Raw genomic sequence first — 16,277 nt, forward strand, 5'->3', positions numbered from 1 at the left:
CGCCACCCCCAGACTTCCAGGAGCCAGCCGAATGAGCGATGCACTGCCGATGTCCCCTGCCGAGTTCGAGCAGGCCCTGCGCGCCAAGGGCGCCTACTACCACATTCACCACCCCTACCACGTGGCCATGTATGAAGGCCGTGCTACCCGCGAACAGATCCAGGGTTGGGTAGCCAACCGCTTCTATTACCAGGTCAACATCCCGATGAAGGACGCCGCCATCCTGGCCAACTGCCCGGATCGCGAGGTGCGCCGGGAGTGGATACAGCGCTTGCTCGACCACGATGGCGCACCTGGTGAGGATGGCGGCATCGAAGCCTGGCTGCGACTGGGCCAGGCGGTTGGTCTTGACCCCGAGCAGTTGCGCTCACAGGAGCTGGTATTGCCGGGGGTGCGCTTTGCCGTGGACGCCTACGTCAATTTCGCCCGTCGCGCCAGCTGGCAGGAAGCGGCCAGCAGCTCGCTGACCGAGCTTTTCGCCCCGCAGATCCACCAATCGCGCCTGGACAGCTGGCCACAGCACTACCCTTGGATCGACCCGGCAGGCTACGCGTATTTCCGCACGCGCCTTGGCCAGGCTCGCCGCGACGTTGAGCATGGCCTGGCCATTACGTTGCAGCACTACACCACCTGGGCTGGGCAGCAGCGTATGCTGGAAATCCTCCAGTTCAAGCTGGACATCCTGTGGAGCATGCTCGATGCCATGAGCATGGCCTACGAGCTGAACCGGCCGCCTTATCACTCCGTTACCCAGGAACGGGTATGGCATAAAGGGATCACCCTATGAATTTCGATCGTCAGCAAGTGCCCAGGTGGCGCCAGGGTTACCGCTTCCAGTACGAGCCTGCCCAGAAAGGCCATGTGCTGCTCTACCCTGAAGGCATGATCAAGCTCAACGAAAGCGCCAGCCTGATCGGAGGGCTGATCGACGGTCAGCGCGATGTGGCAGCCATCATCGACGCACTCCAGCAGCAATTCCCCGATGTGCCGGAAGTGGCCGACGATATCGAGCAGTTCATGGAGGTGGCCCGTGCCGAACACTGGATCGAGCTTGCCTGATCTGCCGCCCACGCCCGAAGTCGGCCTGCCGCTGTGGCTGCTGGCCGAGCTGACCTATCGTTGCCCGCTGCAATGCCCCTATTGCTCCAACCCTCTGGATTTCGCAGCCCAGGGCCAGGAGTTGAGCACTGCGCAGTGGTTCAAGGTCATGGCCCAGGCCCGCGAGATGGGCGCCGCGCAGATTGGGTTCTCCGGGGGCGAACCCCTGGTTCGCCAGGACCTCGCCGAGCTGATCGCCGAGGCCCGCCGGCTGGGGTACTACACCAACCTGATCACCTCCGGTATCGGCTTGACCGAGGCGCGCATCGCCGCCTTCAAGCAGGCCGGCCTGGACCATATCCAGATCAGCTTCCAGGCCAGCGACGAGCAAGTGAACAACCTGCTGGCCGGCTCCCGAAAGGCGTTCGCACAAAAGTTGGAAATGGCCCGCGCCGTGAAGGCCCACGGTTACCCCATGGTGCTCAACTTCGTTACCCATCGGCACAACATCGACAAGATCGACCGCATCATCGAGCTGTGCATCGCCCTGGATGCGGATTTCGTAGAACTGGCCACGTGCCAGTTCTACGGATGGGCGCACCTGAACCGGGTCGGGCTGCTGCCCACCCGTGATCAGCTGGAGCGGGCCGAGCGGATCACCAATGAGTACCGCGACAAGCTCAAAGCCGAAGGCAACCCGTGCAAGCTGATCTTCGTCACGCCGGACTACTACGAGGAGCGGCCCAAGGCCTGCATGAACGGTTGGGGCAATCTGTTCCTGACCATCACTCCCGACGGCACCGCGCTGCCGTGCCATGGCGCCCGTCAGTTGCCGGTGCAGTTCCCCAACGTGCGCGACCATGACCTGCGACACATCTGGTATGAGTCGTTCGGTTTCAACCGCTTCCGTGGCTACCAATGGATGCCGGAACCCTGCCGCTCCTGCGATGAGAAGGAGAAGGACTTTGGCGGCTGCCGCTGCCAGGCCTTCATGCTCACCGGTGATGCCAGCAATGCCGACCCGGTATGCGCCAAGTCGCCCGACCATGACTTGATCCTGAAGGCCCGCGAGCAGGCGCAAAGCGCCGACCTCGCCATAGAACAGATGACTTTCCGAAATGAACGAAACTCCCGTGTCATCGCCCGAGGCTGAGTTCACCGCCGCCCAGGCTGTCGCCGCCGGCACCGATTTCGCCGAACTCAAGGTCGGTGACGCCGGCCTGTTCTGGGTCGAGTTTCGGCCTGCCGACGACGCTTGCCGCATTTGGCACTGGCATCATCACCAGGCACGCTGCCTGACCCCCGACGGCTTCAGTGTACGCAGCCGTGTCTACGAATATGGCGGGGGCAGTTTCTGCCTGGGCGGGGACGGACTGGTGTTCGTCAACGAAAAGGACCAGCAGGTTTACACCCAACCTTTGGACAACACGCCGCCGCGCGCCCTTACCCATGACCCCGCCTGCCGTTATGGCGATGTGCAATGGCATGGCGGGCAGGCCCTGGCCGTGGAGGAGCGCCATGGCGAAACCGTGGAGCACCGTCTGGTGGCCTTGGCCGAGGGCACACGTCAGGTGCTGGTCGAAGGCGCCGATTTCTACGCTTCGCCCACGGTCAGCCCGGACGGGCAGCGCCTGGCCTGGATCGAATGGGATCGCCCGGCGCAGCCGTGGACGGTAACGCGACTCATGACCTGCCGTCGCGAGACCAGCGGCCAATGGGGGCCAGCGCAAACGGTGGCAGCGGGCGATGAATCGCTGCAGCAGCCCCGATTCGATGAGGCCAACCGCCTGTACTGCCTGTCCGATCGCGATGGTTTCTGGCAGCCATGGGGCGAGCGTGACGACGGCTGGCAAGCGCTGGCAAGCGAGCCTGCCGACCATGCTGCAGCGCCCTGGCAATTGGGCGCCAGTACCTGGCTGGCACTCGGGCCGCAGCATTACCTGGCCACTTGGTTCGAAGCAGGTTTCGGACAACTGGGTCTGCGCACGCCCGATGGTCGCACTGAGCGATTCGCCAGCGCCTACACCCGCTTTCGGCACCTGGCCATGGACGCCACCTGCGTGTATGCCATCGCCGCCTCGCCCATCAGCCCGGCGGCGGTCATTGCGATTGCGCGTGACACCCACGAAGTGAGCATACTGGCTGGGGGCGCCGAGGTACTGCCGGCGCATCGGGTCAGCGTGCCCCACTCATTTCATTGCGGAACCGGGAGTGCGCTGGCCCATGGCTTTTTCTATCCGGCGGCAGGCAGCACTACGCCATCGCCGCTGATCGTCTTCATTCATGGTGGCCCGACCTCGGCCTGCTATCCGGTGCTCGACCCGAGGATCCAGTTCTGGACGCAACGAGGTTTTGCCGTTGCGGACCTCAACTACCGCGGCAGTAGCGGCTATGGCCGCGCGTACCGCCATGCGTTGCACCTGCGTTGGGGGCAAAGCGATGTGGAAGATGCTTGCTCAGCCGTCGAGCGCCTGGCGGCCGATGGCCTGATCGACAAGACCAAAGTGTTCATCCGTGGCGGCAGTGCCGGCGGCTACACCGCCCTCTGCGCACTGGCGTTCAGGGAGGTATTCCGGGCAGGCGCGAGCCTGTATGGCGTCAGCGACCCGGTTGCATTGGCGCGTGCCACGCACAAGTTCGAGGGTGACTACCTGGACTGGCTGATCGGTGATCCGGAACAGGATGCCGAGCGCTACCGGCAGCGCACGCCGCTCCTGCATGCCGAGCGAATCAAGGTGCCGGTGGTGTTCTTTCAAGGGGAACTGGATGCGGTCGTGGTGCCGGAGCAGACCCGCGCCATGCTCGCAGCGCTCAACGCCAATGGCATCGAGGCCCAGGCACATTTCTACGCGGGGGAGCGGCACGGGTTTCGCAAGGCCCGTAACCTTGAGCATGCGCTCGAACAGGAATGGCGATTCTACTGCAAGGTGCTTGAGCAGCATTGAACCTGCGGCTCACGGCTACCCGTGAGCCGCAGGGAATTCAACGCTTGGCGATGATGTACACCGCGTGCACGATGCCTGGGATATAGCCAAGCAAGGTCAGCAGGATGTTCAGCCAGAAGGCTCCGCCAAACCCCACCTGCAGAAACACGCCCAAGGGCGGCAGAATGATTGCGATGATGATCCGAATAATGTCCATGCGAGTCTCTCCGTAAGGGGTTACATCACAGACTCGCCGCCGCTTGCAGAGGTTCCACAGGCAAAAAAAACGCCCTGGATCGAATGTGACAGACCCAGGGCGGTGCGCAGAAACGCCAGACGGTTCGGTTGTACGTGGGTGGACTAGGCGGGCATCTTGCGCCCCGAGACCTGGGCCGCGTGCAGTCGCGCGAACGCGCGCGATAGGCGCAACAGCATTTCGTCGACGTTGCCGCGGGTCACGGTAAGCGACGGCGAGAGCCGCAGTACATCGGCCTGGGGCGCACCGACCAGCAGGCACTCTTGCAACGCCGCACGCTCAAGCGCCCGTGCCAGGGGCTCGTTGAGCTGCAATGTCCACAGCAGCCCGCTCCCGCAGACCTGGCCCTGGCCAAAGCGGCCCGCCAAGCGGCTAAGTCCCTCGCGTAGATGGCGGCCAGTGTCCTGCACGTGCTCGATGAAGCCCGCACTCAGCACCGTTTTCAGGACTGCCAGGCCTGCTGCGGCCGTCAACGCATTGCTGTACCAGGCATCCGGCAGGCCCGCCATCGGCGTGCAGCCAGCGCTGCTGCGTACCAGCAAGGCGGCCAGTGGAACGCCTCCACCCAGGCCGCCACCTAGCACCACCATGTCGGCATGCACGCCGTACAGGGTTTCGGCCAGCAACGCACCGCAGCGGCCCACGCCGGTGTGCGCTTCATCAAGGATCAGCAGAATGCCCAGCTCGCGGCAAAGAGCCTCAGCGCCCTTGAGGTATTCCTCGGTTGCAGCAACGATTGCACCCTGGCTTTGCAACGGTTCCAGCACGACGGCTACCGTGCGCGACTCCACGGCCGCGTGCAGTGCGGCCAGGTCATTGAACGGCACATGGCTGAGAGGGGCGTGTTCGGGTTTGCAATGGCTTGCACGGCTGGCCACAGGCGCACCATACGCGGCTTCGCCGCCCTGGCGGGCAACGATGATATGGCCAGCACCGTGGCGATGGCGCTCACCCCACTGGCGAGCCAGGCGCACAGCACCTTCATGTGCCTGAGCCGTGCTGTCGAAAAGCAGGGCACGGTCACTCCCGGTTGCTTGGCAGAGCTGGTCGCGCAACGCCAGAACGCCCTCATGCGAGCGCCCCACGCCCGGGTTGATCAAGGCTTGAGCCTGGTTCGCCACCGCCTTCACCACGGGCTCTGGGCTGTGCCCCAGCATGTTGACCCCGTCGCCTTGATTGAAGTCCAGGCACGCGCGGCCTTGGTCGTCCCAAAGCCAGGCGCCTTGCCCTCTGACGAAAACAGGTGAGCCCATTGCCGCTGTATCGAGACGAGGCCGAGCACGTGCTGGCTCATGCAATGTTTCAATCCCGACAGCACGCGCTGGACGGCGAAGGTTGAACAGATTCATCGAAGTTCTGCACGCTAGGATGATGGGCAGGGCTGGAACGGCTTTGATTCAACTGAATGCCGTACCTATGAATAGGAAGTCAGGCTGCGGTAACGGTGGGGTCCGCACAAAGCCTGTAACCCGTTGTTATACAGCGATAGACTAGGCGCCGGATGCCGATTCCGACATTTCGATTTAGCAGTATTTTCAATAAGTAGAACTTATGGATTTTCGTCAACTGCGTTATTTCGTCGCGGTCTATGAAGAAGGCCATGTCGGGCGCGCCGCCGAGCGTCTGTCATTATCTCAACCGGCCCTGTCCCAGCAGATTCGCCAACTCGAGCATGGCCTGGACCTGAGCCTCTTCGAGCGCAGTAACAAGCGCCTGCTGCCTACACTGGCGGCGCACACCTTGTACAATCATGCCCTGCCCCTGCTCGACGGCCTGCAAAGGGCCCACGAGGCGATGCGAAACTTCAAAGGCCAGGCACTGCGCACCTTGGCGATCGGCGTTTTGCAAACGGTTCGGCCAAGCCTGGTACCGCAGCTTCTGGAACGACTGCGCAAGGCCCAGCCGCACCTGGTGGTGCAGATCTATGAGTTGTCGGGTCTGGAAATCGAGAAGCGCCTGATCAGTGGCACGCTGGATATCGGCATCAGCTATTTGCCCGCGCGCCAACCTGGGCTGCATGGCGTTTTGTTGTACGAGGACGAATTGCAGTTGGTCATCCCAGCGACCCACCCGCTCAAGGACTTCAAGAAGGTGTCGATCCACCAGGCGGCGGAATTGCCCATGCTGATGCTGGGCGAGGAGTTCCAGATGCGCCAGATCTGGCAGGCCCAGCTGGCCAGCCAAGGTCGTCGCCCGCAGGTTCAGGCAGAAATGAATAACATGGCAGGCATTCTCGACAGCCTGTCACACACCTCATTGGCGACCATCCTGCCGGGCCGTGCCAAGGAAGCCGAACAGGCGCAGCAAGGGCTGCTGTGGAAACCATTGAGTGAACCCAGGGTGCCCTTGAAAGTAGGGCTGGTGTTTCGTGACGCTCAGCGTCAACAGGCCTCTATCGAGCTTCTGCGTGGCCTGCTCGAAGAAGAAACCAACCTGCGCGGACCGGTGGCTTCGCCACTGGATGCACTGAGCTGAACGTGACGCACAAGAAAAACCCCGCCGAGGCGGGGTTCTTCAGACTGTTTCCCTGTGACATCCGTATCGCCCCACCATCCTGGCAGGAAATCCTTCGTCGTCTTCCTTGATCTGTCCTATGCGCTTCCTGCGCAACGTCCATGGAAGAAAGATAACCCTGGATCCAATCTGAGAACAGTGGTGAAAAGTCACCACGTGTTGTAGGAAAAGGCTTACAAAGGGTAATCATTCCTATCACCACCCTTTGTCATGGCGACCACCCTGGCGCCGAGCCCTTGCGCTACAGTCGTCTTCATCGCCTGCGCCAGTCCTAGAACTGTTCCGCACCCAGCAGGTACAGCGATTCGCTACCCGCCTTGACCGAGGCGATAAGCGAATCGACGCGGGGCAGCAAGCGAGCGAAATAGAAGCGTGCCGTGCCAAGCTTGCCTTGGTAGAACGCTTCATCACCCTCGCCTGCCAGTGCAGCCTGGGCCATCAATGCCCACATGTAGCCATAGGCGACATAGCCAAAGGCATGCAGGTATTCAACCGACGCCGCCCCGATTTCGTTCGGATTGCCCTTGGCTTGTTGCAGCACCCAGTCGGTCACGCCATCGAGCTGGTCGAGCGCCGCTTCCAAGGGGCTGGTAAACGCAGCCATGCCATCACCGGCACCGGCAATGAACTCACGCACTTCGTTCGAGAACAGCTGGTAGTACGCGCCACCACTGGCCACCACCTTGCGGCCCATCAAGTCCAGCGCCTGGATACCGTTGGTGCCTTCGTAGATCTGGGTAATACGCACATCGCGCACCAGCTGCTCCTGACCCCATTCGCGGATATACCCGTGCCCACCGAACACTTGTTGACCGTGCAAGGTGCACTCAAGGCCCAGGTCGGTCAGAAACGCCTTGGCCACCGGGGTCAACAGCGCGACCAGCTCCTCGCTGCGCTTGCGCACGGCACTGTCTTGCGCGTATTTGGCGCTGTCCAGTTGCAAGGCCACGTAGCTGGAAAACGCCCGTCCGCCCTCGGTCAGCGCCTTCATGGTCAGCAACATGCGCCGCACATCCGGGTGCACGATGATCGGGTCAGCAGGCTTTTCCTTGGCTTGGGGCCCGGTCGGTGCACGGCTTTGCAGGCGATCCCGGGCGTATTCGACAGCGTTCTGATAAGAGCGCTCGGCCGAAGCGAGCCCTTGGATGCCAACCCCGAGCCGCTCGTAGTTCATCATGGTGAACATCGCGGCCAGCCCCTTGTTGGGCTCCCCCACAATGTAACCGACCGCCTCGTCGAAATTCATTACGCAGGTGGCCGAGGCCTGGATACCCATCTTGTGCTCGATGGACCCACAGGTCGCCGGATTGCGAGCACCCAGGCTGCCGTCTTCGTTGACCAGGAACTTGGGGACCAGGAACAGGGAGATCCCTTTGGGGCCTGCCGGTGCGTCCGGCAGCTTGGCCAGGACCAGGTGAATGATGTTCTCGGTCAGGTCGTGCTCGCCACCGGTGATGAAGATCTTGGTGCCGGTCACACGGTAGCTGCCGTCAGCCTGGGGCTCGGCCTTGGTGCGGATCATGCCAAGGTCAGTACCTGCATGAGGTTCGGTCAGGCACATGGAGCCTGCCCACACACCTGAATACATGTTCGGCAGGTACGTGTGCTTGAGCGCCTCGTCGGCGTGGGCGTTGATCGACAGGCAGGCACCTGCGGTGAGCATGGGGTACAAGCCAAACGACAGGCTGGCTGCGTTGACCATCTCCTCGACCTGGGCCGATACCGCCTTGGGCATGCCCATGCCGCCGAAGGCAGGGTCGCCACCCACGCCTACCCAGCCGCCTTGAGCATAGGTGTCGTAGGCTTCGATGAACCCGGCAGGCGTATGCACCGCGCCGTTGTCCCAGCGGCAGCCTTCCTCGTCGGCAGCGCGGCTGAGCGGTGCAATGCTGCGTGCAGTGACCTTGCCTGCCTCCTCAAGCACCGCCATGGCCGTTTCGGCATCGACCAACTCAGCCAAGCCCGGCAACTGCGCCCACTGCTGGCCCACGTTGAAGACTTCATTCAGTACGAAGCGCATGTCGCGCAGGGGCGCTATATATTCAGCCATGACAACCTCTCGCTGGTCAGGACGGGCGGCGATGAGCATCGCAGCACGGGTAGTGGAACCAGTGTAACCGAACAACTTTTACGACACATAGGGTCATCAAGAGACTAGGTAGTCAGTTATGGTCACGCTTCCCGCACTGCTCCCCGACGATTTTTCAGGCCGTGCACCATCAAGCAATTACGCCCCGCGGCCTTGGCAGCGTACAGCGCCTGATCGGCAGCCTTGAGCACCTCTTCAACGCTGCGGTTATCGCCCTGCCGTTCGGCCACACCTACGCTGATGGTCACGGTAACCGTGTCGCCACTGCTGCCTGTGCGGCGCTGGCGGCCGGCGTTGTCATCCAGCGGACGAGCACTCTGGTCACGCAAGTGCATGGCATAGCCGGCAATCGCTTCTCGAACCGCTTCCAGATGCGGCACGCACTGGTCAGCCGTCTTGCCCGCGAACACCACGGCGAATTCTTCGCCGCCATAGCGGTAGGCGCGGCCTCCCCCCTTGACCTTGCCAAGCCGGCTGGCCACCAGCCGCAATACCTGGTCGCCCACATCATGGCCATGGGTGTCGTTGAAGCGCTTGAAATGGTCCACGTCGGCCATGGCGATCACATAGGAGCGCCCTAGTCGCTGCAGGCGCTCATTGAGCGCGCGACGGCCCGGCAACCCGGTGAGCTCGTCACGGAACGCCATCTGGTACGCTTCGTGAGCGACTGCCGTGGCAATCATCAGCATGACCTGGCTGCACATGATGTTCAGCGTGAAAGGCAACACGAACGTCTTGGGCAGCATCCAGAAAATACCGACCAGGCCCACGATCAAGGCGCCATGCAGGGGCCTGGGCGCACGCAGGTACTGTACGACGAGTAAGGCCAGCATGCCCATGAACACCGGGTAGGCCAGCTGAATCAGGCTCATCCACTGACCGTGCAAGATCGGCCAGCGGATTTCCGCCAGGCTGGCCAGCAGTGCCTCGGGAAAGCTTTGCTCGAAGCCGGCCGCCACTGCGGCCGTGGCCAACAGCACCGCACACCTGGCGACCAGGTCCTGGAGCAGGTGCGTGCGCTCCTGCCAGATGCCATAAAGGCCATACAACGCCGGTAACAGCAGGCACACGAGGTGGAAGATCACGGCAGCATCTTCACGAACGCGGCCGTTGTCTCGATAGAAGTCAGTCTGGGTATCGAGCAGGAAATAGGCGATGTAGACCGTGAGCATCAGAAACAGCTCCCGCTGGCGCCTGTACACCGCGCAATAGGCGCCGCCCATCAACAGCACGAGGGTTGGCAGCACATTGAAAAGCGATGTGAAGAAAACGCTGAGGTCCTTGACGTAAGCCGCAGCCAAGCCTGCCCCCAGCAAGACGAGAGAGGGTACGAAATGGCTTGGGCGGACAGCGTTAAGGCGAAGCAAGGGCAATTCCAACCTGGCAGAACAATAGTGGCATTGTGCCCTTAGTTGATCGGCCGTTCACCTGGACACTTGAGTACCTTTATTGTTGGCTTGCGCCAGACATAAAAAAACCGTCTGCCGAAGCAGACGGTTCGCATACGACCTGAGATGACTCAGTAAGCCAGGCCGAAGTGTTCTTCGTCCATGGCCATCAGGTTGTCAGCACCGGACAGCATGGCAGCCACATGCGTGCGGGTACGCGGCAGGATGCGCTGGAAGTAGAAGCGTGCCGTTTGCAGCTTGGCGGTGTAGAACGCCGCTTCACTGGTACCTGCTGCCAGCTTTTCGGCAGCCAAGCGGGCAATGTCGGCCCAGAAGTAGGCCAGGCAGGCGTAGCCGGAGTACATGAGGTAGTCCACCGATGCCGCACCCACTTCCTCACGGTCCTTCATGGCAGCCATGCCCACCTTCATGGTCAGCTCGCCCCATTCCTTGTTCAACGCAGCCAGGGGCTGAACGAACTCGTTGACCGCCTCGTTGCCTTCCTGCGACTGGCAGAACTTGTGCACGATCTTGGTGAAGCCCTTGAGGGCCTCGCCTTGGGTCATCAGCACCTTGCGGCCCAGCAGGTCCAGGGCCTGGATGCCCGTGGTGCCCTCGTACAGCATGGAAATACGGCTGTCACGAACGTTCTGCTCCATGCCCCACTCGGCGATGAAGCCATGCCCACCGTAGACCTGAACCCCATGGTTGGCCGCCTCGAAGCCGACCTCGGTCATGAAGGCCTTGGCGATTGGGGTCAGGAACGCCAGCAGGGCATCGGCCTTCTTGCGCTCTTCCTCATCCTGACTGTACTTGACGATGTCCACCTGCTTGGCCGTGAAGTAGACCATCGCACGGGTGCCCTCGGCGAAGGCCTTCATGGTCAGGAGCATGCGACGTACATCCGGGTGGACGATGATCGGGTCGGCGGCCTTCTCAGGCGCCTTGGGCCCGGTCAGCGAGCGCATCTGCAGGCGCTCGCGGGCATACTTCAAGCCACCCTGGAAGGCCACTTCGGCATGGGCCAGGCCTTGCAGCGCAGTCCCCAGGCGTGCCGTGTTCATGAAGGTGAACATGCAGTTCAGGCCTTTGTTGGCCGGGCCGATCAGGTAACCGGTGGCTGCGTCGAAGTTCATCACGCAGGTGGCATTGCCATGGATACCCATCTTGTGCTCGATGGAGCCGCAGCTCACACCATTGCGCTCACCCGCTGCGCCTTCGGCGTTGGGCAGGAACTTCGGCACGATGAACAGGGAAATGCCCTTGGTGCCAGCCGGTGCATCGGGCAGGCGTGCCAGCACGATGTGCACGATGTTCTCGGCCATGTCGTGCTCACCGGCCGAAATGAAGATCTTGGTACCGCTGACCTTGTAGCTGCCATCGGCCTGGGGTTCGGCCTTGGTGCGCAGCATGCCCAGGTCGGTGCCGCAATGCGGTTCGGTCAGGCACATGGTGCCGGTCCATTCACCCGAAACCAGCTTGGTCAGGTAGGTGTGCTGCTGTTCGGCAGTGCCGTGGGCCGAGATGGTGTTCATTGCGCCGTGGGACAAGCCTGGGTACATGCCCCACGACCAGTTGGCCCCGCCCACCATTTCGCTCAGGGCCAGGCCCAGCGACTCGGGCAACCCCTGACCACCGTGCTCCACATCGTGCGCCAGGCTCGGCCAGCCGCCTTCGACGAACTGCTGGTAGGCTTCCTTGAAACCGGTCGGCGTCTTCACGCCCGCCTCGCTCCAGGTGCAGCCTTCCTGATCGCCTACGCGGTTGAGCGGCGACAGTACCTGCTCACAGAACTTCGCACCTTCCTCGAGAATCGCGTCCACCATGTCGGGCGTGGCGTCCTGGCAACCTGGCAGGCTCTGATAGTGCGCCTCGTAGCCGAGTAGCTCATCACGCACGAAGCGAATATCACGCAGGGGGGCTTTGTAGTCAGGCATCGCGATGAACCTCTAGGTGAGTTCTGTGGGGGACCGGCGCACGCGGCAGGGTCTATCAAACAGTTGTTTGAAACTTACGTTTACCGCTGGCGGATGTCAAGAAGGGCCAGAGGTGCCATTTACGCCACGAAAAATGGCGAATCCGCCATCAACGCCCACGCCACTTCGCCCGTGAGGACGGGGACGCTTCTGGCGAAGAAAAGAAAACGAGGCAGTGCAAGCCTCTGGGCGGTGTGTGGCAGGCGGGAACGCGCTATCGACCGTTAGGCGTAGGTGTCGATGATACGACCCAGCATTTCGTCGGATGCCTTGACGACTTTGGCGCCAAGCTCGACTTCGGCTCTGCCCAGCGCCATTTGCACGGTGCTGGTGGCCAGGTCCATTTGCTGACTTCTGTCGACGGCACGCAGCCGCTCGGCCTGAAAATCACTCGACTGACTGGTGGCGGAACGTTCGGCGGTGGTGTTGGCGACCTGGCTGGCGGCCTGGTCAACGCGATTCTGACCATTGTGAATGGCACCAAGGCCTGCGTAGAAGGCGGAGCTACCGGTGATTTCCATGTCAGGACTCCATCGACACTGGATGACGGTGAGGCCTCATTAAAGCAGGCCAGCTACCAAAAAGCCCGTTTAAATCGCTAATGGCTCAGTGCCACTTGATAGGCCTTGACCATACCAGCGTCAGTTAACCTTGCACACGCTTGGCCCCGCCGCTACCGCAGACACGCGCTGGTTAATCCAGCAAGTCCAGTTGCAAATGCTCGGCCACCTTGTCCGCCGTGGCTTGCTTGAGCTTGGGCACTCGGCCCAGACAAGGCGCCGGCAGCCGTTCGGCCAGGCTGGCCAGATTCTCTTCGAGCCGCGACGTTTTTGGCTCGATGATGTTCGCCACCCACCCGGCGAGCTGCAGTCCGTCACGTTCGATGGCTTCGGCACTGAGCAGCGCGTGGCTGATGCAGCCCAGCCTTACCCCGACCACCAGGATGACCGGCAGCTGCAATGCAACGGCCAGGTCCGACAGGTTCGCCAGGCCCGAAAGCGGCACCCGCCAGCCGCCTGCGCCTTCGATCAAGGTGAAATCGGCCTGGTGCTGCAACACCGTGCGCATATCCGCCAGCAGCTGCGCCACCGCCAGCGTCACACCGGCTTCCCGCGCGGCGACATGGGGGGCGATGGCTGGCTCGAAGGCGAATGGGTTGACCTGCTCGTAGGCGAGCTTGATGGTGCTCTCGTCGATCAGCGCCAAGGCGTCGCTGTTGCGCAAGCCCTTGGCCGTCATGCTGCAGCCGGATGCCACCGGCTTGGCCCCCAGGGTGCTCAACCCCTGCAACTTCGCTGCGTGTAGAAGACCGGCTGCAATGGTGGTCTTGCCGACATCGGTGTCAGTTCCGGCAATGAAATACGCCTGACTCATGAAGTACTCCTATGCCACAGGCTTGCGCAGCACGCCGTAGACCACTTGATAAGTGGCAGGCAGCCCTTGGGGCTGGCGGTAGGCCTCGTACGCCTGGAGCATACTCTGTATGCGGGCGCGCCCGGTGAGCCCGGCAGGACGACCCGGGTTGAGGTTGTGCGCCCCCAGCGCCTTGAGTTCATGGGTCAATGTGCGCACGTGTGCATAATGCAATACATGCGGCAACTGTTGCAGTACCTGCGTCTCGAGGGCACTGGCGGCACATGAACGCTGGTATTCGTCGAAGCGCCTGAAGCGGTTGACGTGTACCTGGCCATCCACGGCCTGCCAACTACCGCGCAATTCATCGAGCGTACCCACGCACAGGCTGCTGAAAGCCAGGACGCCGCCTGGTCGCAGAATACGCGAAGCTTCTTCCAGCACTTGGGCAAAATGGCTGCACCACTGGACGGCCAGGCTGGAAAAGACGAGATCGACGCACCCCTCCCCCAGCGGCAAGCGCTCGGCATCGCCGACGATGTAGCTTTGGGCGCCATCGGCTCGATCGCGAGCATGACGCAGCATGCCTTCGGCGATGTCCACGGCAACACCGCTTGCAGGCCCGTAACGCTCGGCAAGCACCCGGCTGAAATGGCCCGTGCCACTGCCCAGATCAAGCCAGCGAGTCGGTTCGAGGTCAGATGGCAGCATCGTCAGCAGGTTCATACCGACCGAACGCTGCAGGGCTGCCACGCTGTCATAGCTGGCTGCCGCACGCGAAAACGACGTGGCCACCTGGCGTTTGTCGGGCAAGGCGCCAGGCAAGCCTGGCTGGGAAAGATCAGTCATCGCCACTCTCATGCAGGAAACTTTTGATACCGCTGGCCAGTTCTTGTGGGTACTCGAGCACAAACGCATGGGAACTGTCTTCGACAAGGCCCACTTCCACGTCGGGCAACAGCTCGCTCAACGCCTGCGCAGCTTCGGCTGGCACCAGGGCATCTGCGCCGGCAAAAAGATGAAGCTGCGGGCCGGCGAATGCCTCCAGCGCTGCTCGGGTATCGAGCTGGGCCAGTACCTGTAGCGCCGTAGCCAGGTACAGCGGATCGGTGTCTGGAACGCCTACGCCCAGCTGGCGAAGCAAGGTGCGCGGTTGCATGGCCCCTTCGCTGCACAACGTGCGAAAGCGCTTGAGCGTGACCGACGGATGGCTGCGGCAACCATCCAGGAACGTCCCGAAGGTGTCTTCGGCCATCCCGTGAGGCCAATCGGCACGGGCCACGAAACTAGGGTTACTGGCCAGGGTGAGCAAGCCGCAACAGTGGTCGCCGCGCTTGTCGGCCAGGGCACTGGCCAGCATACCGCCCAGCGACCACCCCCCCAGCCACACATCGTTGGGTACCTTGCGATCCAGGTGCTCGACCCAACCCTGGACGTCACAGTGATCCAGCTCCGGCATGGGCATCAGCGTCACCTGAAGCCCAGGGTCCTGGGCGCGCAGGCTGGCTGCAAGCGGCTCAAGAGAAGCGGTGCCCAGGCCCCAGCCTGGTAGCAGTACGAGTCGGTTACGCATCGGCGCGCTCCAGCTGTGGATAACACTCTGCCAATGCATTCAACAATAGCTGCACCTGAGCTGCTGTGTGGGCAGCGCTCAAGGTAACGCGCAATCGCGCACTACCGACCGCCACCGTAGGTGGCCGGATAGCGGTCACCAACAGACCGCGCTCGCGCAGTAGCTGCGACAGGCGAAGCGCTTGCGCGCTGTCACCGATGACAATCGGCTGGATCGGCGTCTGGCTCTCCATCAGGCGCAAGCCCAGTTGTTCTGCGCCTTCGCGAAATTGCTGTATCAGTGCCGCCAGGTGCTCGCGTCGCCAAGGCTGTGTCCGCACCAGCTCAAGGCTCTTGAGGGTGGCGCAGGCCAAGGCGGGCGGTTGGCTGGTGGTGTAGATGTAAGGCCGGGCGAACTGGATCAGCGCTTCGATCAGCGCTTCACTGCCAGCCACGAACGCACCCGCCGTACCGCAGGCCTTGCCCAGCGTACCGACCAGTACCGGGACATCGTCCACGCCCAGGCCATAGTGCTCGACGACTCCGCCGCCGCCCACACCCAGGGTGCCCAGGCCATGGGCATCGTCCACCATCAGCCAGGCATCGCGCGCACGCGTCGCCTGGGCCAGCGCCGGCAAATCGGCCACATCACCGTCCATGCTGAACACGCCATCAGTCACGACCAATGTATTGCCCGTGGCCTTGGCCAGGCGGTCGCTCAGGCTGCCGACATCATTGTGCAGGTAACGGCTGAAACGCGCGCCGCTGAGCAGGCCACCGTCGAGCAGCGAGGCGTGGTTCAGGCGATCCTGCAACACCGTATCGCCCTTGCCCACCAATGCGGTGATTACCCCCAGGTTGGCCATGTAGCCGGTGGAGAACAGCAGCGCTCGCGGCCGCCCGGTGAGTTCGGCCAATGCTTGCTCAAGTTGATGGTGTGCCGTGGTATGGCCTATGACCAGATGCGAAGCCCCCCCACCCACACCCCAGCGATCAGCACCTGCCTGCCAGGCCGCGAGCACTTCAGGATGACTTGCCAGGCCCAGGTAATCGTTGCTGCAGAAAGCCAGCAGCGGCTGGCCATCGACCACTACCAGCGGCCCTTGTGGGCTTTCCAGCAAGGGGCGCTGTCGGTAGAGGTCCGCCGCGCGCCGGTCGGCCAGCCGCGCGGCCAAGTCGAAGGCCATG

15 protein-coding genes are annotated in these 16,277 nt (G+C 62.5%); 5 read left to right on the top strand and 10 right to left on the bottom strand.

The window, feature by feature from the left end:
• The first annotated feature begins 31 nt into the window (after positions 1–31).
• Genes pqqC through NMB38_RS19950 form a run of 4 tightly spaced genes read left to right on the top strand, consistent with a single transcriptional unit; the run spans position 32 to position 3,983 of the window.
• Positions 32–787 (top strand): pyrroloquinoline-quinone synthase PqqC, encoded by a 756-nt coding sequence (gene pqqC / locus NMB38_RS19935; RefSeq protein ID WP_023532576.1) that lies wholly within the window; start codon positions 32–34, stop codon positions 785–787.
• Positions 784–1,059 carry a pyrroloquinoline quinone biosynthesis peptide chaperone PqqD gene (gene pqqD, locus NMB38_RS19940; RefSeq protein ID WP_023532357.1) on the top strand — a complete coding sequence of 92 codons (276 nt, stop codon included), beginning with the start codon at positions 784–786 and terminating at the stop codon, positions 1,057–1,059. The genes pqqC and pqqD overlap by 4 nt, the downstream gene beginning before the upstream one ends.
• Positions 1,031–2,191: a pyrroloquinoline quinone biosynthesis protein PqqE gene (gene pqqE, locus NMB38_RS19945; RefSeq protein WP_027913609.1), complete on the top strand. Its 1,161-nt coding sequence runs from the start codon at positions 1,031–1,033 to the stop codon at positions 2,189–2,191. Before pqqD ends, pqqE begins: the two co-directional genes overlap by 29 nt.
• Positions 2,157–3,983 (top strand): S9 family peptidase, encoded by a 1,827-nt coding sequence (locus tag NMB38_RS19950; RefSeq protein WP_490805774.1) that lies wholly within the window; start codon positions 2,157–2,159, stop codon positions 3,981–3,983. The genes pqqE and NMB38_RS19950 overlap by 35 nt, the downstream gene beginning before the upstream one ends.
• A gap of 37 nt (positions 3,984–4,020) precedes the next feature.
• Here NMB38_RS19950 and NMB38_RS19955 read toward each other — a convergent pair whose 3' ends face one another.
• Complete coding sequence (locus NMB38_RS19955) at positions 4,021–4,179, bottom strand: YqaE/Pmp3 family membrane protein (RefSeq protein WP_012316587.1); 159 nt, start codon at positions 4,177–4,179, stop codon at positions 4,021–4,023.
• A 143-nt stretch (positions 4,180–4,322) separates the two neighbouring features.
• Positions 4,323–5,567 (bottom strand): aspartate aminotransferase family protein, encoded by a 1,245-nt coding sequence (locus NMB38_RS19960; protein ID WP_345956438.1) that lies wholly within the window; start codon positions 5,565–5,567, stop codon positions 4,323–4,325.
• Between the two features lie 202 nt (positions 5,568–5,769).
• Between NMB38_RS19960 and NMB38_RS19965 the strand changes: the two genes are divergently transcribed.
• Complete coding sequence (locus NMB38_RS19965) at positions 5,770–6,693, top strand: LysR family transcriptional regulator (RefSeq protein ID WP_028686632.1); 924 nt, start codon at positions 5,770–5,772, stop codon at positions 6,691–6,693.
• 310 nt (positions 6,694–7,003) lie between these two features.
• On the opposite strand, the gene NMB38_RS19970 is transcribed toward NMB38_RS19965, so the two are convergent.
• The 8 genes from NMB38_RS19970 to bioF all read right to left on the bottom strand — a co-directional run bounded on the left by NMB38_RS19970 (position 7,004) and on the right by bioF (position 16,276).
• Positions 7,004–8,782 (bottom strand): acyl-CoA dehydrogenase C-terminal domain-containing protein, encoded by a 1,779-nt coding sequence (locus NMB38_RS19970; protein WP_490805775.1) that lies wholly within the window; start codon positions 8,780–8,782, stop codon positions 7,004–7,006.
• 122 nt (positions 8,783–8,904) lie between these two features.
• Complete coding sequence (locus NMB38_RS19975) at positions 8,905–10,188, bottom strand: GGDEF domain-containing protein (protein ID WP_027913604.1); 1,284 nt, start codon at positions 10,186–10,188, stop codon at positions 8,905–8,907.
• A 152-nt stretch (positions 10,189–10,340) separates the two neighbouring features.
• Positions 10,341–12,146 carry a phenylacyl-CoA dehydrogenase gene (locus NMB38_RS19980; protein ID WP_027913603.1) on the bottom strand — a complete coding sequence of 602 codons (1,806 nt, stop codon included), beginning with the start codon at positions 12,144–12,146 and terminating at the stop codon, positions 10,341–10,343.
• A 263-nt stretch (positions 12,147–12,409) separates the two neighbouring features.
• On the bottom strand, positions 12,410–12,706 hold the full coding sequence (locus tag NMB38_RS19985; protein ID WP_128610072.1) for a pyrroloquinoline quinone biosynthesis protein PqqE: 297 nt from the start codon (positions 12,704–12,706) through the stop codon (positions 12,410–12,412).
• A 172-nt stretch (positions 12,707–12,878) separates the two neighbouring features.
• The gene (gene bioD, locus NMB38_RS19990) at positions 12,879–13,559 is read right to left on the bottom strand and encodes a dethiobiotin synthase (protein ID WP_027913601.1); all 681 of its coding nucleotides are present in this window, start codon (positions 13,557–13,559) and stop codon (positions 12,879–12,881) included.
• Between the two features lie 9 nt (positions 13,560–13,568).
• Complete coding sequence (gene bioC, locus NMB38_RS19995; protein ID WP_088522860.1) at positions 13,569–14,387, bottom strand: malonyl-ACP O-methyltransferase BioC; 819 nt, start codon at positions 14,385–14,387, stop codon at positions 13,569–13,571.
• On the bottom strand, positions 14,380–15,111 hold the full coding sequence (locus NMB38_RS20000) for an alpha/beta fold hydrolase (RefSeq protein WP_088522859.1): 732 nt from the start codon (positions 15,109–15,111) through the stop codon (positions 14,380–14,382). Before NMB38_RS20000 ends, bioC begins: the two co-directional genes overlap by 8 nt.
• Complete coding sequence (bioF, locus tag NMB38_RS20005) at positions 15,104–16,276, bottom strand: 8-amino-7-oxononanoate synthase (protein ID WP_027913598.1); 1,173 nt, start codon at positions 16,274–16,276, stop codon at positions 15,104–15,106. The genes NMB38_RS20000 and bioF overlap by 8 nt, the downstream gene beginning before the upstream one ends.
• Position 16,277 lies beyond the last annotated feature (1 nt).

It is taken from the genome of Pseudomonas sp. FBCC-B35 (assembly GCF_059133755.1).

Excerpts from the sequence above, each read along its gene's own strand:
- pqqC (WP_023532576.1), top strand. The coding sequence starts at position 32 with ATGAGCGATGCACTGCCGATGTCCCCTGCCGAGTTCGAGCAGGCCCTG.
- NMB38_RS19960 (WP_345956438.1), bottom strand. The coding sequence starts at position 5,567 with ATGAATCTGTTCAACCTTCGCCGTCCAGCGCGTGCTGTCGGGATTGAA.
- bioC (WP_088522860.1), bottom strand. The coding sequence starts at position 14,387 with ATGACTGATCTTTCCCAGCCAGGCTTGCCTGGCGCCTTGCCCGACAAA.
- bioD (WP_027913601.1), bottom strand. The coding sequence starts at position 13,559 with ATGAGTCAGGCGTATTTCATTGCCGGAACTGACACCGATGTCGGCAAG.
- bioF (WP_027913598.1), bottom strand. The coding sequence starts at position 16,276 with ATGGCCTTCGACTTGGCCGCGCGGCTGGCCGACCGGCGCGCGGCGGAC.
- NMB38_RS19950 (WP_490805774.1), top strand. The coding sequence starts at position 2,157 with ATGAACGAAACTCCCGTGTCATCGCCCGAGGCTGAGTTCACCGCCGCC.
- NMB38_RS19985 (WP_128610072.1), bottom strand. The coding sequence starts at position 12,706 with ATGGAAATCACCGGTAGCTCCGCCTTCTACGCAGGCCTTGGTGCCATT.
- pqqD (WP_023532357.1), top strand. The coding sequence starts at position 784 with ATGAATTTCGATCGTCAGCAAGTGCCCAGGTGGCGCCAGGGTTACCGC.
- NMB38_RS19955 (WP_012316587.1), bottom strand. The coding sequence starts at position 4,179 with ATGGACATTATTCGGATCATCATCGCAATCATTCTGCCGCCCTTGGGC.
- NMB38_RS20000 (WP_088522859.1), bottom strand. The coding sequence starts at position 15,111 with ATGCGTAACCGACTCGTACTGCTACCAGGCTGGGGCCTGGGCACCGCT.
- NMB38_RS19980 (WP_027913603.1), bottom strand. The coding sequence starts at position 12,146 with ATGCCTGACTACAAAGCCCCCCTGCGTGATATTCGCTTCGTGCGTGAT.
- NMB38_RS19970 (WP_490805775.1), bottom strand. The coding sequence starts at position 8,782 with ATGGCTGAATATATAGCGCCCCTGCGCGACATGCGCTTCGTACTGAAT.
- NMB38_RS19965 (WP_028686632.1), top strand. The coding sequence starts at position 5,770 with ATGGATTTTCGTCAACTGCGTTATTTCGTCGCGGTCTATGAAGAAGGC.